This window comes from Mitsuaria sp. MSU3D, assembly GCF_056867975.1.
The window spans coordinates 327,412-349,322 of sequence record NZ_CP200314.1 but is presented as its reverse complement, the minus strand read 5'-3'; the positions used below and the strand labels follow the sequence as shown (position 1 = coordinate 349,322).

Sequence of the window (21,911 nt, the reverse complement as noted above, 5' to 3'; positions counted from 1 at the left end):
TGAGGAGAAGAAGAGACGCGGCAGGAGACTCGGCACGGCCGCCGGGGCGGCCGATGTCCGATCACGACTGGATGAAGCTCAGCAGGTCCGCGTTCAGCCGGTCCGCATGCGTCTCCGCCAGACCGTGCGGCGCGCCCGTGTAGACGATGAACTTCGCGCCCTTGACCAGTTGCGCGGTGCGGCGGCCGCCGACGTCGATCGGCACGACCTGGTCGTCGTCGCCGTGCACCACCAGCGTGGGCTTGTCGAACTTCTTCAGGTCCTCGCGGAAGTCGGTTTCCGAGAACGCCTTGATCGAGTCGTACACAGCCTTGTGGCTGCCCTGCATGCCTTGCAGCCACCAGTAATCGATCATCCCCTGCGACGGCTTGGCGCCCGGACGGTTGAAGCCGTAGAACGGGCCCGACGGGACGTCCTTGAAGAACTGCGCGCGGTTCTTCAGCAGCGCGGCGCGCGACTCGTCGAAGGCCGCGATCGGCACGCCGTCCGGATTGGTGGGGCCCTTCGCCATCAGCGGTGGCACGGCCGAAATCAATGCGATCCTGGCCACGCGCTTCGTGCCATGACGGCCGATGTAGCGCGCCACTTCGCCGCCGCCGGTCGAGAAGCCCACGTGCACCGCGTTGCGCAGGTCCAGCGCTTCCACCACGGCCGCCAGGTCGTCGGCATAGTGGTCCATGTCATGACCGTCCCACGGCTGGCTGGAGCGGCCATGGCCGCGGCGGTCATGCGCCACGACGCGGAAGCCGCGATCGGCGAAGTACACCATCTGCGCATCCCAGCTGTCGGAGCTCAGCGGCCAGCCGTGGCTGAAGACGATGGGCTGGCCGGTCTTCGGCCCCCAGTCCTTGTAGTACAGCTGCACGCCGTCCTTCGTCGTGATGTACGACGAGGACCCGGCGGCCCCGCCCGAGCTCTGGCTGGAGCCCGAGCCGCCGGCGGCGGATGCGCCATGCGCGGCGGCCATCGTCAGCGCCGCCGCGGCCAGCGCGGTCGTGCCGCTGCCGATCAGCAGGCGGCGGCGGGACGCGCCGCCGGACAGGTCGATTTCGTTCGTGATCATGGGTGGATTCCTTGTGGGTGATGGAGGGATCGCACATCGTCTGTCCCCGTCGTTCATCCGATGACGAGGGGCCGAGCGTCGATGTGTTGAGCGAAATGTAGGAATCCGGTCCGATCGCGGCCAGCCCTCGGCGAGTCGTCTCTGTGTTGCCCGACGAACACCAATCGCGGCGACGGCATCCCGCATAGTGGCGCGGCCCAACGACACGCAGTACAGGTCCGAGACGCCATGTCAGTTCCCTCATCCAACGCCTCTTCCTCGTCGACCCTGTCGGCCTCATCGACCTCCTCGACCTCATCGACCTCATCGACCTCGCCGGACGCGCTCGCGTCCAGCTTCGCCACGAGCTATGCCGGCGTCGTCGCCTTCATGACCGTCGTCGCCGAGGGCAGCTTCGCCAAGGCCGGCGATCGGCTCGGCATCGGCCGTTCCGCGGTCAGCCGCGCCATCCAGAAGCTGGAGACCCAGCTGGGCGCACGGCTGCTGAGCCGCACCACGCGCAGCCTGGCGCTGACGCGCGAGGGCGAGCTCTTCCACGGGCGCTGCCAGCCCGGCGTGGCGCAGATCTCGCAGGCGCTCGAGGACCTGCGCGAGCTGCGCGACGGACCGCCCAGCGGGCGGCTGCGCATCTGCGCCACGGTCGACTTCGGCCGGCGCATCGTGGCGCCGCTGCTGCGCGAATTCAGCGCGCGTTATCCCGACGTCACGCTGGACCTGGTGCTCAGCGACGCGCCGGCGGACTTCACCTCGGACCGCGTCGACGTCGCCTTCCGCAACGGCCGCATGGAAGACAGCCAGATCATCGCGCGGCAGATCGTGCCGATGCAGCTGCTGGTCTGCGCCTCGCCGGCCTACGTCCGCGCGCGCGGCATGCCGACGTCGATCGAGGCGCTGGCGCAGCACGACTGCGTGAACTTCCGTGCCGCCTCGGGCCGGGTGTTCGAATGGGAGTTCAAGGTCCAGGGCGAGCTGCGCAAGTTCGCGCCGCAGTCCCGCATCACCTTCAACGATGCGGACCTCGTGCTGCAGGCCGTGCTGCAAGGCCAGGGGCTGGCGCAGCTCGCCGGCTACCAGGTCTGCCAGCTGCTGCGCGAGGGGCGTCTGCTCGTTTGCATGCCGGAGTACGCGCCCGACGACCGCGGCCACTACATCTGCTACCTCAGCCGGCAGCACCTGCCGTCGCGGATCCGCGTCTTCGTCGACCACATGACCGCGGCCATCCGCGCGTCGGAGCTGCAGTGCGCGGACGGTTTCCTCGACCTCGCGTCGCTGCCATCGGCGACATCCGCCGCCATTGGTGCGGCGCAGTCAACAGTGTGATGGCCCCGGGATGGCTGGCGCGTAGGCATCGCCGTTCCTAGCATTCATCGAACGCCCCGCACCGCCCGCCCGCGTGCCCTGCATGCCGGCGTGCACGCCTGGCACTCGCCGCACTCCTCGCATTCCTCGCATTCCTCGCACTCCTCGCACCGAAACAACATCGTGACCGACCTGCGCCCTCCGCCGACCAGCCTGCTCGACGCCTACCGCGGCGCCGAGTTCCAAGCCCTGTATGTGACCACCGTCCGCGTCTCGGGCGGCGAGGCGCGCCACGCGCGCGCCTCCGGGTGCATCCGGTCGGACGACGGCGCGCTCGACATCGTGCTGCGCCTGCCCGAGGAGATGGGCGGCGACGGCGGCGGCACCAATCCCGAGCAGCTCTTCGCCGCCGGCTACGGCGCCTGCTTCCACGGCGCGCTGAACCTGCTCGCCGCGCGGCACGGCATCGCGATCGACGACTGCGCGGTGCACGTGACCGTCGCCTTCGGGCGCGATCCGGTCGACGGGCGGCACACCATCACCGCGGACCTCGTCGTCAAGCTGCCCGGCCACGACCGCACGTCCGCCGAGCGCCTGGTGCGCGAGACCGAGCGCATCTGCCCCTACGCCAAGATGGCCCGCGAGGGCATCGCCAGCACCGTCCGGGTCGAGACCTGACCCCCGGGTCCGATCCGTTTCCACCCCTGCCCCGCGACGGAGGCGGCCATGAGCGCTTCCGCCACGGGCTCTCAAGCAGCCCCACATGAAGAAACTCACCCACGCCAACGGCGCGCCGGTCGCCGACAACCTCAACATCGCCACGGCCGGTCCGCGCGGTCCCGCGCTCCTGCAGGACCTCTGGCTGATCGAAAAGCTGGCCCACTTCGACCGCGAGGTCATCCCCGAGCGCCGCATGCACGCCAAGGGCTCGGGCGCCTACGGCCACTTCACGGTCACGCACGACATCCGGCGCTTCACGAAGGCCCGGCTGTTCTCCGAGATCGGCAAGCGGACCGAGGTCTTCCTGCGCTTCTCGACGGTTGCCGGCGAGCGCGGCGCGGCCGATGCCGAGCGCGACATCCGCGGCTTCGCGATGAAGTTCTACACCGAGGAAGGCAACTGGGACCTGGTCGGCAACAACACGCCGGTCTTCTTCATGCGCGACCCGTTGCGCTTCCCGGACCTGAACCATGCGGTCAAGCGCGATCCGCGCACCAACCTGCGCAGCGCGCAGAACAACTGGGACTTCTGGACGCTGCTGCCGGAGGCGATGCACCAGGTCACGATCGTGATGAGCGACCGCGGTCTGCCCGACGGCCATCGCCACATGCACGGCTTCGGCAGCCACACCTTCAGCCTGATCAACGCGCAGGACGAACGGGTCTGGGTCAAGTTCACGCTCAAGACGCAGCAGGGCATTCGCAACCTGACCGACGCGCAGGCGGCCGAGATCATCGCCAACGATCGGGAGAGCGCGCAGCGCGACCTCTTCGACGCGATCGAGCGCGGCGACTTCCCGCGCTGGACGATGTTCATCCAGGTCATGACGGAGCAGCAGGCGGCGCAGAGTCCTTTCCACCCGTTCGACCTGACCAAGGTGTGGCCGCATGCCGACTACCCGCTGATCGAGGTCGGCGTGCTGGAACTCAACCGCAACCCTGAGAACTACTTCGCCGAGGTCGAGCAGGCGGCGTTCTCGCCGGCCAACCTGGTGCCGGGCATCGGCGTGTCGCCGGACAAGATGCTGCAGGCGCGGCTGTTCAGCTACGGCGATGCGCAGCGATACCGCCTGGGCGTCAACGCGCATCAGATCCCGGTCAACGCGCCGCGCTGCCCGTTCCACACCTACCACCGCGACGGTGGCATGCGCGTGGACGGCAACAAGGGCCGCATCCCGGGCTATGTGCCCAACAGCATGGGCGAGTGGGAAGACAGCCCGCTGCAGTCCGATCCGCCGCTGGCGCTGCACGGCGAGGCCTGGCATTGGGACCACCGCGTGGACGAGGACTACTGGTCGCAGCCGCGGGCGCTGTTCCAGCTGATGTCGGCGGAGGAGCGTCAGCGCCTCTTCGACAACACCGCGCGCTCGATCGCCGGCGCGAGCGAGGCGGTGCGGCAGCGCCACGTCGTCAACTGCACGACGGTGGATCCGGACTACGGCGCCGGCGTCGCGGACGCGCTCGAGCGGATCGGGAAATGAAGGAAGCCCCGCCGAGGCGGGGCTTCGTGCCGCGCTGAGCTCAGCCTCGGCTTCGGCCTTGGCTTCGGACTCAACCTCGGGCGATGAACCGGTCGGCGCGCGCCGCCTCGACCACGGCGGCCGGATCGCTCCGCAGCAGATCGAGCGGCCAGTGATCGTCGATCCAGCAATTGGGTTGGACGAACCAGTCGGCGACCTCGCGATCATCGAAGGCGCCGTTGAGTTCGTCGAGCACCTGGCGGACGACGACGAGCACCTCGCCCGTGGCGGCGTCGAACTGGAACAGCGGCACCAGCAGCGCGCCGTGCCCGGCCACGACGACGATGTCGCGACCGACGATCCAGCGCGCGAGACGGGAGATCGGCTGGTCGCAGCGCTCGCGCAGGTGCAGCGCGAGCGTGTTGGCCTCGATCAGCCCGCCGCTGCGGCGGTAGCTCTGGACGAGGTCGTCGAGCCGCTGCGCCTCGATGCGGCGGAAGGCCGCCTCGACGAAGCAGCGCGCGCGCTCGCTCACTGCCGCGGCCGCGCCTGGCGCGAAGTCCGCGGGCGTGTGGAGGAAGAAGGGCCAGGCCAGCATCGGAGGCTCCTGCGTGGGCGGGGCCCGGCGAGGCGCGCCGGGCCGGTGCGCTTACTTGAGCTTGGCCTTGTCCAGACCGAAGGTCTTGTCCCAGGCACCCGGAGGAATATGGAAGGCAACATTGGCGCGATTCCAGGCATTGATCAGCATCACGAGATAGGTCAGGTCGACGATCTCCTGCTCGCTGAGCTGGGTCCGCACGCGTTCATAGACGTCGTCGGGCACGCCGCCGTCGGGCAGGCGGGTGAGGAACTCGGTCCAGGCCAGGCTGGCGCGCTCGCGCGGCGAGAACAGCGCCGACTCGCGCCAGGTCGCGACGTGGTGCAGGCGCAGCTCGCGTTCACCGAGCAGATGAGCCTGCTTGACGTGCATGTCGACGCAGAAGCCGCAGCCGTTGATCTGCGAGGCGCGCAGCGCGATCAGCTCGTTGATCGCCGGTTCGATCGAGCCGGCGTGGGCGGTCTGCGCGAGCTCGACCAGTTTCTTGAACAGCTCGGGCGACTGCTTCATGTAGTTGATGCGTTCGGACATGGGTGCTTCCTTGGTGGAGAGGGACAACCGGTCCCGCCACCATCGGCGAGACGCAGACGGATGCTAGGAATCCCCCTCCCCGCGCGGTAGCCCGCCGCGCGTCCCCACAGCGTTGCTCCGCCGGAACCAATGCGACGTCCGAGCGTGGATGTCACAACCGGGCGCCCTGCGTCGTCTTGTCGGTAGCGGCGATCTCTACCTCACGCCGCCCCACCGCCATGGATGACCCGTCCGCCCACGATCCGCTGCCTGCTTCCTTCTCGACCAGCTACGCCAACCTCGTCGCCTTCATGGCCGTCGTGATCGAGGGCAGCTTCGCGAAGGCGGCTTCCCGCCTCGGCGTCGACCGCTCCGCGGTCAGCCGCAGCGTGAAGCGGCTGGAGGAGCATCTCGGCGTGCGGCTGCTGCGGCGCACGACGCGCAGCCTGTCCCTGACATCGGAGGGCGAGCTGTTGCATGACCAATGCCGACCCGGGATCGAGCAGATCGGCCAGGCCTTCGAGCTGCTGCGCGAGCTGCGCGACGGCCCGCCGCAGGGCACCTTGCGCATCGGCGCGGAGGTCGATTTCGGCCGCCGCGTGATCGCGCCGCTGCTGCCCGCCTTCCAGTCGGCGTATCCGGGCATCGGACTGGACGTGGTCCTCGACGACATGCCGGTCAACTTCATCGATGACCGCATCGACGTGCGCTTCCAGCGCGGCCCGCTGGCCGACGGCCACGTGGTCGCGCGACGCCTGATGCCGCTGGACCTGACCGTCTGCGCCACGCCGTCCTACTTCCACTGGCACGGCGTGCCGTTGACACCCGAGGACCTGCGGCGACACCGCTGCGTCGGGCGCCGTCTACCCAACGGCCGGCTGCAGGACTGGGAATTCAGCGTCCAGGGCCGGCTGCTGCGGCAGCGCGTGACGCCCCGCCACATCGTCAACGACGACGAACTGCTCGCGCGCGCCGTCGGCGAGGGCCTGGGCATCGGGCAGCTGCCCGGCCATCTGGTGCGCGACCGGCTGGCCGACGGCTCCCTGGTGCGCTGCCTGGAGGACCACGCCGTCGAGGACGCCGGCTACGAGCTCTGCTACCCGCGCCGCACGCACATGCCAACCCGCGTGCGCGTGTTCATCGACCACATCGCCGCAGCGCTGCCCTCGCGCGGCGGCGGGATCGGACGCATTCGTGAATCGCAGGCAACAGTGCGTTGATGCCTGGCCGGCTACCGGCGCGGCGACGCGATCCCTAGCATCCGTTCCGTCGGTCACCGCACCGCGACGCACACCGGACCGATCGCCCGCGATCGCCCGGATCCCCGATTCCATCGGCCTCATCGACCCGTCGACCCCGTCGACCTCATCGGCCGTCACCAGGACCCATCATGACCCAGCGCATCAACTTCATGCAGCAGTCGCCCGAGCTCTTCAAGAAGTACATCGAGTTCAACAACGCCGTGAAGGCCGGCGCGATCGACGAGACGATCCGCAACCTGGTCACCGTGCGCATCTCCCAGCTCAACGGCTGCGCCTTCTGCCTGGACATGCACGTCAAGCAGGCCCGCATCGCCGGCGAGCGCGAACTGCGCCTGCACCACCTGGCCTCGTGGCGCGAGTCCACGCTGTTCGTGCCGCGCGAGCGCGCCTCGCTGGCCTGGGCCGAGGTGCTCACCCGCATCCCCGAGCAGGGCGTCTCCGACGAGATCTACGAGCGCGTGCGCACGCAGCTCAACGAGCAGGAGATCGTCGACCTGACCTTCCTGGTCATGTCCAGCAACGCCTGGAGCCGCCTGAACATCGCCTTCAAGGCGGTGCCGGGCGCGTCGGACGCGGCGCTCGGCCTGGACAAGGCCGGTCTGGCCTGACCCGTTTGAATCAAAGGGGTTCCCACCCCTTTTCCCGCGGGCGCCGTCGCGGAAGCCGCCGCAAGCCCCGCCCTTTTTCCCACCAGCAGGAGTCTGAAATGAAAGTTGTCGTCATCGGCGGAACCGGCCTGATCGGTTCGAAGCTCGTCGCGCGCCTGAAGGCCGCGGGCCATGAGGTCGTCGTGGGCTCGCCCAACACCGGCGTGAACACGATCACCGGCGAGGGCGTCGATGCCGCGCTGGCCGGCGCGAGCGTCGTGGTCGACGTCGCCAACTCGCCGTCGTTCGCGGACGAGGCCGTGATGACCTTCTTCACCACCTCGGGCCGCAACCTGCTGGCCGCCGAAGCCAAGGCCGGCGTCAAGCACCACATCGCGCTGTCGGTCGTCGGCACCGAGCGCCTGCAGGCCAGCGGCTACTTCCGCGGCAAGCAGGTCCAGGAAGACCTGATCAAGGCCGCGAAGATCCCCTACACGATCGTGCACTCGACGCAGTTCTTCGAGTTCGCCGGCGGCATCGCGCAGTCGTCGACCGTCGGCGACGAGGTCACGCTGCCGACCGCGAAGATCCAGCCGATCTCCTCGGACGACGTCGCCGACGCGATGTTCGACGCCACCGTCGGCCAGCCGCTCAACGGCACGCAGGAGATCGCCGGTCCGGAGGCCTTCCGGCTGCACGAGCTCATCGCGCTCTACCTCGACACGAAGAAGGATCCGCGCCACGTCAAGGGCGACTCCGCCGCGCTGTACTTCGGCGCCGCGCTGGACGACACGACGCTGGTCCCCACCGCCGGCAGGACGCCGCGCCTGGGCAAGGTCACCTTCCGCGACTGGCTCGCCACGCAGACGACCTGAGTCCACCCATCAATGCCTCCTGCCCGTCGCGACGAAGATGACGGGTGTCAGTTCGTCGAGGCGGCTGTAACGGGCGTGCACTTTCCATCCGTTCGTGCACGGGACCAACCCACGCTGGCGCGGCGTCCCCGCAAATGCCGGTCAGCCACACGACGAATGCGCGGGCGGGAGGCACCCCCAACGGAGTGCCCCATGAAGCTGTACTACTTTCCCGGCGCCTGCTCGCTCGCCGGTCACATCGTGCTCGAGTGGATCGCGCGTCCGTACGAGACCGTGCGCATGAGCCTGGCCAGCATCAAGACGCCGGACTACCTCGCCATCAATCCCGGCGGCACCGTGCCGCTGCTGACGCACGACGACTTCTCGCTGACCGAGAACGTCGCCATCCTCGGCTACCTCGGCGACCTGCATCCGGAGTCCGGCCTGCTGGGCGACGGCAGCGCGCGCGGACGGGCCGAGGTGATGCGCTGGCTGGCCTTCTTGAACTCCGACGTGCACAAGGCCTTCAAACCCATCTTCCAGCCCGGGCGCTTCCTGGAGGACGCCGACGCCGCCGCGCCGCTCGCAGAGAGGGCGCGCATCCACGTGCGGCACTACCTGGAACGCCTGGACGCGCAGCTCGAGGATCGCGACTGGCTCACGGGCGAGCGCTCGGTCGCCGATCCCTACCTCTTCGTGCTGATCCGCTGGGCCCTGTCCAAGGGCATCGACCTCTCGGACCTCGGCAACCTGCGCGCGTTCCGCGCCCGCATGCACGAGGACCCGGCGGTGCAACGCGCGCTGGCCGCCGAGGAAGGCGAGCAGTCGCTGAAGTCCGTGCTCTGACGGGAGCGCCGCCATGGACTCGCCCCTGCCCGCCCAGCCCGCCGCGCCGGCGCTCCCCGTGACGGCGCCGGAGATCGCGGCGCCCTCCGGGCCGCATCCGGTCGAGCGCGCCTGCAGCGCCTGGCTGGAAGTGCGCTTCGACGGCAACCGCTGCATCCATACGCGGCAGTGCGTCACCGGCGCGCCGGCGACCTTCCTCGCCGACGTCGACGGGCCGTGGATCCGGCCCGCGATGACGCCGTTGCAGGACCTGATCGCCGTCATCCGCAACTGTCCGTCGGGGGCCTTGAGCTATCGCCGCCTCGACGGGGGCGCGCCCGAACAGGCACCACCGGTCAACCTGCTGTCGGTGCGGGAGAACGGCCCCTACGCCGTGCGCGCGCGCATCGTCCTCGACCGCGACGAGACCACGCCCGTCGCCCCGATCGGGACGGCGGTCGGCCACCGCGCCACGCTGTGCCGCTGCGGCCACTCCCGGCGCAAGCCCTTCTGTGACAACTCGCACCGCCGCATCGGCTTCGAAGCCACCGGTGAGCCGATCAGCGGCAACACGGCCGCGCTGACGGTGCGGGACGGTCCACTGGAGATCTCCCCGCAGATCGACGGCCCGCTGGAGATCCGCGGCGCGCTCGAGATCATCAGCGGCACCGGCCGCACCGTCGAACGCTGCACCTCGGCCACGCTGTGCCGCTGCGGCGCCAGCCGCAACAAACCCTTCTGCGACGACAGCCACCTGCGCATCGGCTTCCGCAGCACCAACGAGGCATCGCCATGAACTTCCCGATTTCGCCCCCCGCTCCTTCCTCCACTTCGACGATCACTTCCATCCCCTCCTCCTCTTCCGCCTCTTCCTCTTCCTCTTCCATCCCGGCGCCCGCAGCCACGGCGCCTCAGGCCACCTTCGGCAGTCCGTATGCGGCGCCCGATGCGGCGGCCGAGCTGCTGCGCTCGACCGGCATCGGCGTCCGCGCGCTGCGCGCCGGTGACGCGGCGCCGTATGGCGCGCTGCTCGATGCGCGCGGCGGGACGGTCGCGTTGCCGGACGCCTGGCGCAACGGCCCGGCGATCGTGCTCTTCATCCGGGGCGGCTGGTGCCGCGCCTGCAGCCTGCTGCTGCGCCACTGGCGCGAGTACGGCGACGAACTGCGCGCGCTGAACACGACGCTGATCGCGGTCTCGCCGCAATCGCCGGAATTGACGGACCGCACCGTGGTCGACAACGGCGTGGACTTCGCCGTGCTGAGCGATCCGGAGCTGGCTGCCGCGAATGGTTTCGGCATCTCGTTCACCTTGTCGCCCGATGCGGTGGACCTGTACGCGGCCAACGGCATCGACGTGCCGGTGCTCAACGGCAACGGCCTGTGGGTGCTGCCTGTGCCGGCGACCTATGTGGTCGGCCCCGATGGCGTGATCCGCTACGCGCATATCGAAGGCGATCCCACCCCGGCACCGAAGCCGGAGGATGTGCTCTTCGAGGTGGAAGAGCGTTTCGGCTGGCAGTGAACTCGTCGCAGTCCGCGACTGCCCATGACAGTCCGCCACTGCCTGGTGGCAGTCCGGCACTGTCTGGTGGCAGTCCGGCACTGCCTGGTGGCAGTCAGCGACTGGTTGGGGACGGAGATGCTTGGGGTTTTGCCGCTTGCCGGCAAGGCCCCATGCATCTGCGGCCAACGCCCCGGACTTCGCAGGCAAGGCATTCCTCAGCCGTCGATCGTCGGCTCACTGAACACTGCGCCTGCTTCCAGCGTGCGGTGAACCGGGCACCGCTGCGCGACCTCCACCAACCGTGCGCGCTGCTCGTCATCGAGCTCGCCCTCGATCGTGATGTGCCGGGAGAACTCGTCGGCCGGCACCGCGTCCTTGCGCTTGCGATGGCTGACGCCCGTGCGGATGCGTCCGATCTGCCATCCCTTGAGCTCGGCGAAGTGGCGGATCGTCATCGTCGTGCAGGCCGCAAGCGCCGACGACAGCAGGTTGTAGGGCGACGGTCCCGACCCGAGGCCGCCGGCCGACTCCGGCTCATCCGCCAGCCACCGCGAGCCGCCCGACTGCAGTGCCAGCTGGAACTTGCCGAGTCCGGTTTCCTCTGCCTCGGCGTCGGGCGACGGCACTGCCATCGGCTGCGGATCGTGGAGGTAGCGGATCGCCCAGGCCGCGACGCAGGCGCTCGCGTGCACGGCATCGGCGTGGTCGCGCATCAGATGGTCCGCCTTGTCCAGCGAGACGAAGCTCTTCGAATGGTGGGCGGCCAGGAAGATGCGGCTGGCGTTCTCGATGTCGACGACCTGATCCATCGGGCTGTGCAGGATCATCAGCGGCACCTTCAACTCGGCCAACCGCCGGCCGGCATCGTGCAGACGCAGGTCTTCGACGAAGGCCTTGCCGATGCGCACCGGAAACCCGCCGAGCAGCAGCTCGATCGCGCCGTGCTCGTCGAGCGCCTGCAGGTCCTGCGCGGTCGCATGGCCGAGCAGATGCGACGCGTCGAACGGCGCGCCGATCGTCGCCACCGCGCGCACCGACGGCATCCGCGATGCTGCCGTCAGCACCGCCGTGCCACCGAGGCTGTGCCCGATCAGCAGCGCCGCCGGCATGCCCGCCTCGGCCATCGCCTCGCCGGCCGCGACGAGGTCCTCCACGTTGAGCGTGAAGCTCGTGTCGTCGAAATGGCCATCGCTGCCGCCGAGGCCCGAGAAATCGAAGCGCAGCACCCCGATGCCCTGCGCGGCCAGGCCGCGCGCCAGCGCGACCGCCGTGCGGCTGTCCTTGCCGCAACTGAAGCAGTGCGCCAGCAGCGCCCAGCCGCGCACCACGCGCTCCGGCATCTCCACCTTGCCGGCCAGACGCTGGCCATGCGCGTTCACGAAACTGAAGCCGCGGGTCGGCATGTCGCTCGCGCCTCAGCCGAGGTAGGTGTCGATCGAGACGCCGCCCAGCAGCGTCAGCGTGACCGGCGTGCGTTCGGCGATCTCGGCGAGGCGCTCGCGCTGCGCCTCGTCCAGGCCCGCGATGCGCAGCGTGCGCACGACGCGGGGGCCGTCCTCCTCCTGCCGCCATTGCAGATCGACCTCGAGCGACTCGAGGGGCCAGGTCTTGCGGTCGGCGTACATGCGCAGCGTGATCGCCGTGCAGGCCCCGAGGCTGGCCAGCAGCAGGTCGTAGGGCGCGGGACCGGCGTACGCGCCGCCGAGCACCTCGGGCTCGTCCGCGACGAGCGTGTGCGCGCCGAGCTCGATGTGGGTGCGATAACGATCCTGCCCGATGCGGGCGATTCCGTGGGCCATGGCCGTGCTCCGAAAGAGTGGAAGGGAGAGAAGAAGGAAGGAACGAGACAGAGACAAGGAAGAGACCAGGAATGAGCGGGGCGGACCCGCGCCGCGGGTCCGCGAACGATCAGACGCGGATCGCGCCGTCGCCGAGGTAGCGGGTGAACAGCGCGAGCGGCATCGCCGCCTGACCGCGGTACTGCTCGTCGCTCCAGGAGATCACGACGTCGGCCTCGCCGACGACGACCTCCACCGCGCCGCGGCGGACCTCCTGCGGCACGCCCTCGCCTTCGCGGTACTCGACGACGCCGACGATCTCCGCCAGCAGCGAGCCCCTGCCCGGCGCCGGCAGACTCACGTCCGGCCGGCCCGGCGCGGGCGTGCCGGTCAATCGTTCCTCGACCGCCAGCGCGGCGCGCACGCCCCGGTCCTCATGCAGCCGGCGCAGGAAGGCGGCCAGGTCCGGGAACTCCGCCAGGCCGATCTTGGTCGTCAGCGCCCAGCGCAGCATCACGAACAGGTAGGCGTCGGCGATCGAGCGCTCGCCGGTCAGCCAGGACAGGCCCGCCAGCTGGGACTCGATGCGCCCGAGCAGCGTGCGCACGCGATCGCGCGCGACGGCGGCGATGTCATCGACGTTCGCGTCGGCGTTCGCGTCGCCGAAGCGGAAGCGCTCCGGATAGAAGATCGGCGCGAAGGCCTTGTGCACTTCCGAGTTGAGGAAGGCCAGCCACTGCAGCGTCCTCGCGCGGCCGCTCGCGCCGGCCCCGCCCCACAGGCCGGCGGCCGGGTAGACATCGGCGATGTGCGCCAGGATCGCCACGCTTTCCGTCAGGCACAAATCCTCATCCAGCAGCACCGGCACGGTGCCCATCGGGCTCAGCACGAGGAACTCCGGCGAGCGCAGCCGCGACCGCGTCATGCGCACGGCCTCGTAGCCGCCGCCCGCCCACTCCAGCGCGATGTGGCTCGCCAGCGAGCCGGCGCCGGTCATGTAGTACAGCTTCATCGTGGTCTCCTGCCCGTCGCGGGCCCGTCATGGCGTGCCGGGTGCGGCATCAGTGCGCGGGCAGCACGGCATCGACGCCCTGCTTCTTGACCAGGAAGACGACGAACTTCGCCGGCTTGGTCGTGCTGGCGTTGCGGCCGACGGTGTGGATGTCGGCGGGGCCTTCGTAAAAGGTCTCGCCGGGGCGCAGCGTCACTTCCTTGCCGCCCTTCACGCCCATCACGATCGAGCCTTCGAGCACGTAGATGAAGCCGTGCGCGTCATGGCGGTGGACCGGGTCGGCGCCGCCGGGCGGGTACTCGACCACCAGCATCAGGCCTTCCTGGCCGGGCAGGTTGCCGAGCGGCTTGTTCATCAGCGCCGAGACCTTGGGTTCGGGCGGCGCCGCATGGGCGTCGTTGACGATCAGGCCGGTGGACAGCGTCGCGCAGAACGCGACGGCGAGCACGGACAGCACCGAGCGGCGCAGCACGACGCCGCGAGGGGAGCGGATTCGGAACATGGGCTTCTCCTTGGAATGGATGTCCCCATGCTAGGAATCGCGCGGCGGCGGCGGAAGCCATGCCGCGGTTCTCACCGTGTTGCCGGCGAGGCACCAATGCGGGCGTATCGGCACGCGCCGCCTGGTCCGCACACCTGCCTGCCAGTCCCCGTGGGCACGGGGACGCAGGCAGGTGCCGCACTCGTCAGTGCGAGGCGCCGGCCAGCGGATCCGGCCGGCACGGCTGCATCAGCAGCGTGCCGCAGGCGGGGCGTTCCGCGGGGCCGCGCACGCCGTCGAGCACGCCCAGCCGCAGGACCGAGTCGTGGCGCGCGTTGTGCAGCACGTGGAGGCGCTGGCGCAGCGAGAACGGATCGAAGACCATGCCGCCGGACTGCGCCGGCGTGTCGATCCACAGCCGCAGCCGCGATCCCTTGCGGAAGTAGTGGCCCATCTTCTGCACCTCGACGCGCGCGAGCACCGGCCGGTTGGGCAGCAGCGGGGCGATGTCCTGGGGCCGCTCGCCGTGCCACGGCAGCAGCCGCGTCGATCGCGCCGGATCCAGCGTCCGGTTGGACAGCCGCAGCCATCCGCGTTGCACGTAGGTCTCCTGGCCGTCGGGCCGCAGCTCGGTGACGGTGACCTGCAGGTCCGCGTCGCCGCCGGTGGCCGCGACCCAGAGGTCCGCGCTGCCGGGACCGTAGACCAGCAGGTCCTCGCCCAGCGGCGCGGAGGTGTAGGCCAGGCTCGTCGACTTCCAGTCCGCCGGCAGCGGCCCCCAGAACGCGTTGCCGAGGATGTCGTTCACCGCGACGCCCGTGCCCGGCGCGTCGAAGCCGTCGGCAGCGCCGCCGGTCTGGTCCGCCAGCACGCCGCCCTCGGCGAGGTGGAAGTCGCGGACCCGCAGGTCGGACTCGCGGATCGCCTCGCGGTTGATCGTCCAGCCCGCCCGCGCCCATGCGCCGCTCTGCTGGTCCTTGGCCGCGCCCCCGGTCGTCTCCATCCACAGCGACAGCCGCGGCGTGTCGCGCTCGAAGCCGTTGTCGACGCCCTTCACGAAGCGGTCGATGAAGCGCAACGCCGTCGCCTGGAAGGCCGGTGCATCGTAGAAATCATGCGCGCCGTTGGACTGCACGTGCCACAGCAGCTTCGGGTCCAGCCGCGCCTGGTAGTGGCTGCCGCGCGGCGTGAGCGCCTGGTCCTGGAAGGCTTCCGTCGACAGCACCGGCACGCGGATCCAGTCCATGCCGCGCGACAGGTCGAAGCCGTTCATGTACTCGTCGCGCAGCGGATGCGCGGTGAAGAACTGCATGATCGAATGCGGCTCCTCGTTCTCGAGGTTGCGGGCCACCTGCCGGATGCAGGCGGCATCGCCCTCCTCCTGCGCGGTGCGCAGCACGACGGTCTGCCACCACGCGCGGAAGACGACGCGGAAGCCGGTGATGAAGCCGGGCTGCGGCACGCCGCCGGGGTTGAGCGCCTCGCGGTAGTCGACCAGCGGCGCGCCGGGCACGATCGCGCGCAGGTGCGGCGGCTGGAACTGCGCCGTCGCCAGCTGCGACGAGCCGCTGTACGAGAACCCCATCATCCCCACGCGGCCGTTGGACCAGTCCTGCGCCGCCGCGAACTCGACCGCCTCCGCGCCGTGCCGGCCCAGTTGCGGGCGGATGTATTCGAGCGTGCCGGTCGAGCAGCCGGTGCCGGCGGGGTTCAGGCCCATCACGGCGTAGCCGGCCTCGAGCAGCCTGCGGTCCAGCGCCAGCCGCTGCGCGGTCTGGCCGCGCCGGTAGGGCATGCCGCCGATCGAGCCGGCGTCGTAGCCGTTGATGAAGAGGATCACCGGCACGCGTTCGGCGCCGGTGCGCTTGGGCAGCAGCACGCTGTAGCGCAGGCGCTCGCCGTCGGCGGTGGTGAGGTAGCCGGTGCGGCGCTCGGCCCAGAAAGGATCCACCGCAGGCGCGGCGGGGAACTCGAAGGCCGGCGCGGCGGGCAGGCCGGTGTCCGGATCGAGCGCTGGCGCGGATGCCGGCGCGGGCGTCGCCGCCTGCGCCCACAGCGCCGGCGTCGCGAGCAGTCCCGATGCCATCACGGCGGCGGTCGCCAGCCTTGTCTTCATGCGGATCGTCATCAAGATCGTCCTCCCTCGGTTCATCGTCGTCATCGTGATGGTGGTGATTCGTTGGACGGGCCGCGGCCCGCGGCGTCGAGCAGCTCCTGCGCCTGCGCGGCCTTGCCCTGCGACGCCCACAGCGCCGCGAGGCTGCCCGCCGCGCGGCGTTCCCATCCGCGCGTGCCCTGCTCCCGCGCCACGTCGACGGCACGGCGGTAATGCCGCTCGGCGTCTTCCAGCCGGCCCGCCCGCTCGTCGCGCCAGCCCGCGGCGCGCCAGATCTCCGGAGCGCACCACAGGCCCTCGCCGAGCGCGAGCCGCTCGACCAGCGCGTCGTCGAACCACTCCGCGCAGAAGGTCACCAGCATCTCGCGTCGCGGCGCGTCGTAGCCCGGCAGCTCGGCGCGGACCGACTCGATGTAGGCCGCGCGATCCGGCTCCTCGGCCAGCCGCAAGCCCTGCCAGAACCACTCCGCATACCGCAGCCAGCCGGTCAGCCCGCGGCGACGGGCCTCGTCGGTCATCAGGCGGATCCAGCGCGCGGCGAGCTCATGTTCCCCAGCCCACAGGGCGACCACGCAGGCGCCGTAGAGCGCCGAGCACATCGATACCGAATGTCCCATCGCCTGCGCCCGGTCGACCGCCTCGGTGGCCAGGGTCAGCGCGCCGGCGGCGTCCCCCTGGATCCACGCGGTGCGGCAGAACAGCGCCTTCGTGGCGACGACCGAGTCCGGCCCGACGAGGTTGGCGTTGGTGCGACGCGGCGTCGCCGCGGCGAGCGCGGCCTCGCTGTGACGGCGCGACTCGTCGAAGCGGCCGCAGAAATGGTGGGCCATCGCGCAGACCCGGTGCGACAGGATCAGCGCCGCCGGGTCGGCCCAGGCCGTCGCCGTCGACGCCAGCGTGTGGGCGTGACGCAGGGCCGCGCTGTACTCGCCGCGGAACATGTCATGCGTGCACCGTCCCCACCGCGCCCGCAGCTCCAGCGCCGACGAGCCGATCGCCAGCGCGCCTGCGAGCGCGCGGTCGCAGGCGTCGTTCAGTTCCTCGACGCTGCCGCCGGTGTGCAGCAGCGCGGTGATCAGCACCGTGTAGAGCGAGGTCGCCGTCTCGACGTCGGGCTCGGCCTGCTCGTCGACCAGCCGCAGCGCGGCCTGCACCCAGTGCTGGTACTCGGCCACCAGCGATAGGTGGAACCACAGCGGCGCGGACGCGATGACCAGCGCATTCGCGGACTTGGCGTCGGTCTCCTGCACCAGGCAATGCTCTAGCGCCGAGCGCACGTCGTTGAGCCGCCAGGCGTGGCGATCGTCCCAGGCCTGCTCGCTGAGCGTCTGCAGGTCTGCGGTCGCCGTCTTCATCACTTCCACCATCACCGTCGCGTGACGGTGCAGCAGCGCGGCCCGTTCGTCGCTCTGCGCCAGCAACGCCGACGCGTAGCTGCGGGTGGTGTCCAGCAGCCGGTACGGCGCGAACGCATCCTGGCTGTCGAAGAACACCAGCGACTTGGCCGCCAGCGCGATCAGGGTCTCGAAGGCCTCCTCCGGATCGGCGTCCAGCGCGACGCCCAGCGCCGACTCGACGTCGAAGCGCCCGCGGAACACCGACAGCCGCCGGAACATCGTCAGCTCGGGCTCGCTGAGCAGCGCGATGCTCCAGTCCAGCGCCGCCGCCAGCGTGCGATGACGCGGCAGCGCGCTGCGGTTGCCGATGGAGAAGAGCCGGATGTGGTCGTCCAGCCGCAGCGCGAGCTCGCTCACCGACTGCACCGCCAGGCGCGCGGCCACCAGCTCGATCGCCAGCGGGATGCCGTCGAGCTGCCGCGCGACCCGCGCCAGCAGCGGCCCTTGCGCGTCCTGGAACGGTCCCGCGCCGGCCGCGCGCGCGCGGCCCACCAGCAGCTGCACCGCGGGCGCGCGCAAGGCTTCGGTGAGCGACGGCGCGTCCTCCGCCGGCACCGCCAGCGGCGCCAGCCGCAGCACCAGTTCCCCGGGCACGCGCAGCGCCTCGCGGCTGGTGGCGAGGATGCGCAGACCCGGCAACGCGCCCAGCAGCCGCAGGACCGGCGCGGCCAAGGTCTCGATCACGTGCTCGCAGTTGTCGATCACCAGCAGCACGTCGCGGCCGGCGATGGTCTGCGTGATCGCCTGGATGGTGTCGGGCATGTCCGGCGCGGCGCCCAGCGCCCGCGCCATCGTGCTGAGCACGTGGTCCTGCGAGATCAGCGGCGCCAGGTCGACGAAGGCCACCGGCGCGCCCTGGCGCTGCTGGAGGCATTCCGAGGCGCGGGTCGCGACGCTGGTCTTGCCGATGCCGCCCGCCCCGACCAGCGTCACGAGCCGGTGGCCGTCGAGCGAGCCGAGCACCGTGTCCACGTCGGCGTCGCGGCCGATCAGCTCGGTCAGCAGCGTCGGCGGCGCGGCGAAGGTGCGCGACGCGGCGCGCAGCCGGACCGGGGCCGGCGCGGCGTCGCCCTCGACCGCCTCGCGCCGCACCCGTCCGTTGAAGCGGTAGCCGCGCTGCGGCACCGTGGAGATCCATTCATGGCAGCCGTCGAGCTCGCCCGGCTCGCCCAGCGCCTTGCGCAGCATGGACATGTGCACGCGGACGCTGGCCTCCTCCACCACCACGCCGGACCAGACGGTGGCCAGCAGTTCCTCCTTGGCGATGTACTCGCCGGCGCGGCGCACCAGGTGCAGCAGCAACTCGAAGGACCGCGGACCGATGCGCACGGCCTGTGCGCCATCCGCCCCGGCGCCTGCCGGGTCGGTGCGCTCGAGACGGCGTTGCATCTCCCAGAGCACGAAGGCGCCGAAGAACCAGCGGTAGTCGGCGGCCGGCGCGTCGATCGGCGCCGCGGGCGGTGCTTGCATGGCGGACGGACCTTGTTGTTGGGCGGCCGAGTATGTGCGGAACCGCGCACGGCGGTAAAGGCGGCGGCCCGGCTCCGGCCTCAGCTTTAACGCGCTTTAACTCGCCCTCGCGCGCAGCTTCGACCAGAGTTCGTCCATGACTTCACCGGTCCCCGCCATGATCCCGTCCGGCCACCCCGATCCCCTTGCGTCGAGCTTCGCCACGACCTACGCCGGCGTGATGGCGTTCATCGCCGTGGTCGCCGAAGGCAGCTTCGCCCGCGCGGCGGAGCGGCTGGGCATCGGCCGCTCCGCGGTCAGCCGCAGCGTGCAGCGGCTGGAGGACCAGCTCGATGTCCGGCTGTTCACGCGCACCACGCGCAGCACCTCGCTGACGCGCGAGGGCGATCTCTTCTACGCCAACTGCCATGCCGGCGTGGATCGGATCATGCAGGCGGTCGAGGAGATGCGCGATCTGCGCGAGGGGCCGCCGCGCGGGCATCTGCGCATCGGCGCCTCGGTGGGTTTCGGCCGCCGCGTGGTGGCGCCGCTGCTGAACGCCTTCCAGGACACCTATCCCGACGTCGCCATCGAGCTGCTGCTCAGCGAGCGGCCGACGGACTTCATCGCCGACGGCGTGGACGTGGCCTTCCGCCACGGTCGCATGGAAGATGCTCAGATCATCGCCAAGCAGATCGTGCCGATGCAGATGCTGGTGTGCGCCTCGCGCGAATACGCGCAGGTGCACGGCCTGCCGGCGAGCGTCGAGGAGCTCGACCGCCATCCCTGCATCAACGTGCGGGTGCCGTCGGGGCGCATCGTCGACTGGGAGTTCCAGGTCGACGGCCAGACCCGGCGCGTGCTGCCCAAGGCGCGCCTGACCTACAACGATGCGGACCTGGTGTGCCAGGCCGTGCTGGACGGCCAGGGCCTGGCGCAGATGCCGGACTTCATGGCCTGCGACGCGCTGCGCGACGGCTCGCTGGTGGCCTGCCTGCCGCAGCATGCGCCGGTCGACCAGGGTCACTACATCTGCTTCCTGAGCCGGCAGCACCTGCCCTCCCGAATGCGGGTGTTCATCGACTTCATGACCGCGCGCATCCGCGAGCGGGACCTGCGTTGCCCGGACACGATCCCGGCCGCGCATTCGTGACCTCCGGGCAACAAGGTGTTGCGCGGGCGTCGCCTAGCCGGAGAAGGGCGTGGCTTCTAGCATTCGCCCCCGTTCCCGGGTCGAGGAGAGGACCGATCGATGATGCAGCTCTACTACCTGCCCGGCGCGTGCTCGCTGGCAGATCACATCGCGCTCGAATGGACGGGGGCGCCGTATGCCGCCGTGGCCATGACGCCGCGCGCGCTGCGCGCGCCGGAGTACCTGGCGCTGAACCCCGGCGCCAACGTGCCGTTGCTGCGCGACGGCGACCTGCTGCTGACCGAGAACGTCGCGGTGCTGCACTACCTGGCCGAGTGTTTTCCCGAGGCCGGGCTGCTGGGCGACACGCCCCGCGCGCGGGCCGAGACGATGCGTTGGCTGGCCTTCATGAACTCGGACGTGCACGGGGCGTTCAAGTCGGTCTTCGCGCTCAAGGCACTCGACGAGGGCGACCCGCACGCCGCGCTGCGCATCAGCCCCGCACAGCGCCAGGTGCGGGCCTGCCTGGAGCGGCTGGACCGGCAACTGGCCGGCCGCGACTGGCTGACCGGGACGCGCTCGATCGCCGACCCCTACCTGTTCGTGATGTTCCGCTGGGCGGTGGGCGCCGACGTCGGGCTGGACGGCCTGCGCAACCTGACCGCCTTCGCCCGGCGCATGTACCTGGACCGCGGCGTGCGCGCCGCGCTGTTCACCGAGGAGGGCCTCGCCCTATGATTTCCCCGCCATGAGCTCGCCCAGCCTGCCCTACAACCCCGCGCTGGACGGCCTGCGGGCGCTGTCCATCCTGGTCGTGATCGCCTTCCACTGCCTGGTGCCGGGCTTCGGCGGCGGCCACATCGGCGTCGACCTGTTCTTCGTCCTCTCGGGGTACCTGATCACCGCGCTGCTCGCGGCCGAGGTCCGCCAGGGCGGCATCGCGGTCGGCCGGTTCTACGCGCGCCGGCTGCTGCGCCTGTATCCGCCGCTGCTGGTCCTGGTCGTGGCCTACCTCGCGCTCGCGCCGCTGCTGTTCCCGCAGGAGCCGCGCTGGACGATGGCGATCCTGGCGCTGACCTACGTGATGGACTACGCCATCGCCTTCAACGTCCTGCCGCCGACGCTGGGCGTCACCTGGTCGCTGGGCATCGAGGAGAAGTTCTACCTGCTGTGGCCCGTGCTGCTGCCGATGCTGCTGCGCGCGCGGCGGCCGATGCACTGGCTGCTCGGCGCCTTCCTCGTGGTGACGGCGTGGCGATACGCGGTCGCCGTGCAGTGGGGATGGGGACAGGCCTACTTCCGCTTCGACACGCGCGTGACCGGCATCGTGCTGGGCGTGATCGCCGCGCTGCGACCTACCGCGATGCCGCGGTGGGTCGTCCTCGCGGCCTGGGTGGCGATGGTCGTCAATCTCGCGCTGCCCTCCTTGCCCTTCCAGTGGCTCACCGCCGGCGCCACGGTGCGCGTCACGGTGGCGGAGATCGCCGCCTTCGTGCTCGTCAGCCACGCCGCCGCGCATCCGACCGGATCGTGGCTCGCACAGCCGTTGATGGCGTGGCTCGGCCGCCTGTCCTATGGTCTCTTCCTGTGGCATTTCGCGGCGATCAGCGCATTCGGTCGCGGCCACGGGCCTTGGGTCCTCCTGGCCGTCGCCCTGCCCTTCGCCCTGGCCATGGCGATCGTGTGCCACTACCTCATCGAGCGGCCGGTGAGCCGATGGCGCCGCCGCCGCTTCATGCCGGACAGCCCGGGCGGCTCCGCGACGGCGGCCACGGACATTCGTGTCCGGCATTCAACAGGCCGGTGATCGGGACGCGCCTGTCGAGGCGGGCCTTGCCCGTCTAGCATCCAGCGATATCCCCC

Annotated in this window: 21 protein-coding genes; 12 read left to right on the top strand and 9 right to left on the bottom strand. The window is 70.6% G+C overall.

The features are described from left to right. Positions 1-61: 61 nt before the first annotated feature. Positions 62-1,063: an alpha/beta fold hydrolase gene (locus AC1VNM_RS01665; RefSeq protein ID WP_483105642.1), complete on the bottom strand. Its 1,002-nt coding sequence runs from the start codon at positions 1,061-1,063 to the stop codon at positions 62-64. A 228-nt stretch (positions 1,064-1,291) separates the two neighbouring features. On the opposite strand from AC1VNM_RS01665, the gene AC1VNM_RS01660 reads away from it, so the two are divergent. From AC1VNM_RS01660 to AC1VNM_RS01650, 3 genes are all read left to right on the top strand, one after another. Then, on the top strand, positions 1,292-2,383 hold the full coding sequence (locus tag AC1VNM_RS01660) for a LysR family transcriptional regulator (RefSeq protein WP_483105641.1): 1,092 nt from the start codon (positions 1,292-1,294) through the stop codon (positions 2,381-2,383). A gap of 162 nt (positions 2,384-2,545) precedes the next feature. Then, the gene (locus tag AC1VNM_RS01655) at positions 2,546-3,040 is read left to right on the top strand and encodes an Ohr family peroxiredoxin (protein ID WP_377156350.1); all 495 of its coding nucleotides are present in this window, start codon (positions 2,546-2,548) and stop codon (positions 3,038-3,040) included. A gap of 85 nt (positions 3,041-3,125) precedes the next feature. Continuing rightward, entirely contained in the window at positions 3,126-4,562 is a 1,437-nt protein-coding gene (locus tag AC1VNM_RS01650) for a catalase (protein ID WP_483105640.1), read from the top strand. 70 nt (positions 4,563-4,632) lie between these two features. Here AC1VNM_RS01650 and AC1VNM_RS01645 read toward each other — a convergent pair whose 3' ends face one another. After that, positions 4,633-5,139 carry a hypothetical protein gene (locus AC1VNM_RS01645; protein ID WP_483105639.1) on the bottom strand — a complete coding sequence of 169 codons (507 nt, stop codon included), beginning with the start codon at positions 5,137-5,139 and terminating at the stop codon, positions 4,633-4,635. A gap of 51 nt (positions 5,140-5,190) precedes the next feature. Further along, positions 5,191-5,670, bottom strand: a complete 480-nt coding sequence (locus AC1VNM_RS01640; protein ID WP_483105638.1) for a carboxymuconolactone decarboxylase family protein — start codon at positions 5,668-5,670, stop codon at positions 5,191-5,193. 218 nt (positions 5,671-5,888) lie between these two features. Between AC1VNM_RS01640 and AC1VNM_RS01635 the strand changes: the two genes are divergently transcribed. The 6 genes from AC1VNM_RS01635 to AC1VNM_RS01610 all read left to right on the top strand — a co-directional run bounded on the left by AC1VNM_RS01635 (position 5,889) and on the right by AC1VNM_RS01610 (position 10,701). Beyond that, entirely contained in the window at positions 5,889-6,869 is a 981-nt protein-coding gene (locus AC1VNM_RS01635) for a LysR family transcriptional regulator (protein ID WP_483105637.1), read from the top strand. Between the two features lie 170 nt (positions 6,870-7,039). Next, entirely contained in the window at positions 7,040-7,519 is a 480-nt protein-coding gene (locus tag AC1VNM_RS01630; protein WP_377156354.1) for a carboxymuconolactone decarboxylase family protein, read from the top strand. 98 nt (positions 7,520-7,617) lie between these two features. Continuing rightward, a complete protein-coding gene (locus AC1VNM_RS01625) occupies positions 7,618-8,373 on the top strand; it encodes an SDR family oxidoreductase (RefSeq protein WP_483105636.1) in 756 nt (251 codons plus the stop codon). Between the two features lie 192 nt (positions 8,374-8,565). Next, positions 8,566-9,198, top strand: a complete 633-nt coding sequence (locus AC1VNM_RS01620) for a glutathione S-transferase family protein (RefSeq protein ID WP_483105635.1) — start codon at positions 8,566-8,568, stop codon at positions 9,196-9,198. Between the two features lie 13 nt (positions 9,199-9,211). Beyond that, positions 9,212-9,973 carry a CDGSH iron-sulfur domain-containing protein gene (locus tag AC1VNM_RS01615; protein ID WP_483105634.1) on the top strand — a complete coding sequence of 254 codons (762 nt, stop codon included), beginning with the start codon at positions 9,212-9,214 and terminating at the stop codon, positions 9,971-9,973. Next, on the top strand, positions 9,970-10,701 hold the full coding sequence (locus AC1VNM_RS01610; protein WP_483105633.1) for a peroxiredoxin-like family protein: 732 nt from the start codon (positions 9,970-9,972) through the stop codon (positions 10,699-10,701). Before AC1VNM_RS01615 ends, AC1VNM_RS01610 begins: the two co-directional genes overlap by 4 nt. Positions 10,702-10,898: 197 nt before the next feature. On the opposite strand, the gene AC1VNM_RS01605 is transcribed toward AC1VNM_RS01610, so the two are convergent. The 6 genes from AC1VNM_RS01605 to AC1VNM_RS01580 form a co-directional block, all read right to left on the bottom strand. Beyond that, the gene (locus AC1VNM_RS01605; protein ID WP_483105632.1) at positions 10,899-12,086 is read right to left on the bottom strand and encodes a bifunctional alpha/beta hydrolase/OsmC family protein; all 1,188 of its coding nucleotides are present in this window, start codon (positions 12,084-12,086) and stop codon (positions 10,899-10,901) included. Between the two features lie 12 nt (positions 12,087-12,098). Then, positions 12,099-12,482, bottom strand: coding sequence for an OsmC family protein (locus tag AC1VNM_RS01600; protein WP_377156366.1), 384 nt, complete (start codon positions 12,480-12,482; stop codon positions 12,099-12,101). A 109-nt stretch (positions 12,483-12,591) separates the two neighbouring features. Then, positions 12,592-13,473 (bottom strand): glutathione S-transferase family protein, encoded by an 882-nt coding sequence (locus AC1VNM_RS01595; protein WP_483105631.1) that lies wholly within the window; start codon positions 13,471-13,473, stop codon positions 12,592-12,594. Between the two features lie 49 nt (positions 13,474-13,522). Then, positions 13,523-13,975, bottom strand: coding sequence for a cupin domain-containing protein (locus AC1VNM_RS01590; protein WP_483105630.1), 453 nt, complete (start codon positions 13,973-13,975; stop codon positions 13,523-13,525). Between the two features lie 184 nt (positions 13,976-14,159). Further along, positions 14,160-16,082 (bottom strand): CocE/NonD family hydrolase, encoded by a 1,923-nt coding sequence (locus tag AC1VNM_RS01585; RefSeq protein ID WP_483105629.1) that lies wholly within the window; start codon positions 16,080-16,082, stop codon positions 14,160-14,162. 29 nt (positions 16,083-16,111) lie between these two features. Next, entirely contained in the window at positions 16,112-18,937 is a 2,826-nt protein-coding gene (locus AC1VNM_RS01580; protein ID WP_483105628.1) for an ATP-binding protein, read from the bottom strand. A gap of 136 nt (positions 18,938-19,073) precedes the next feature. Between AC1VNM_RS01580 and AC1VNM_RS01575 the strand changes: the two genes are divergently transcribed. The 3 genes from AC1VNM_RS01575 to AC1VNM_RS01565 all read left to right on the top strand — a co-directional run bounded on the left by AC1VNM_RS01575 (position 19,074) and on the right by AC1VNM_RS01565 (position 21,855). After that, positions 19,074-20,069 (top strand): LysR family transcriptional regulator, encoded by a 996-nt coding sequence (locus AC1VNM_RS01575; protein ID WP_483105627.1) that lies wholly within the window; start codon positions 19,074-19,076, stop codon positions 20,067-20,069. A gap of 99 nt (positions 20,070-20,168) precedes the next feature. Next, entirely contained in the window at positions 20,169-20,786 is a 618-nt protein-coding gene (locus tag AC1VNM_RS01570; RefSeq protein WP_377156375.1) for a glutathione S-transferase family protein, read from the top strand. A gap of 10 nt (positions 20,787-20,796) precedes the next feature. Further along, positions 20,797-21,855 (top strand): acyltransferase family protein, encoded by a 1,059-nt coding sequence (locus AC1VNM_RS01565; protein WP_483105626.1) that lies wholly within the window; start codon positions 20,797-20,799, stop codon positions 21,853-21,855. Positions 21,856-21,911 lie beyond the last annotated feature (56 nt).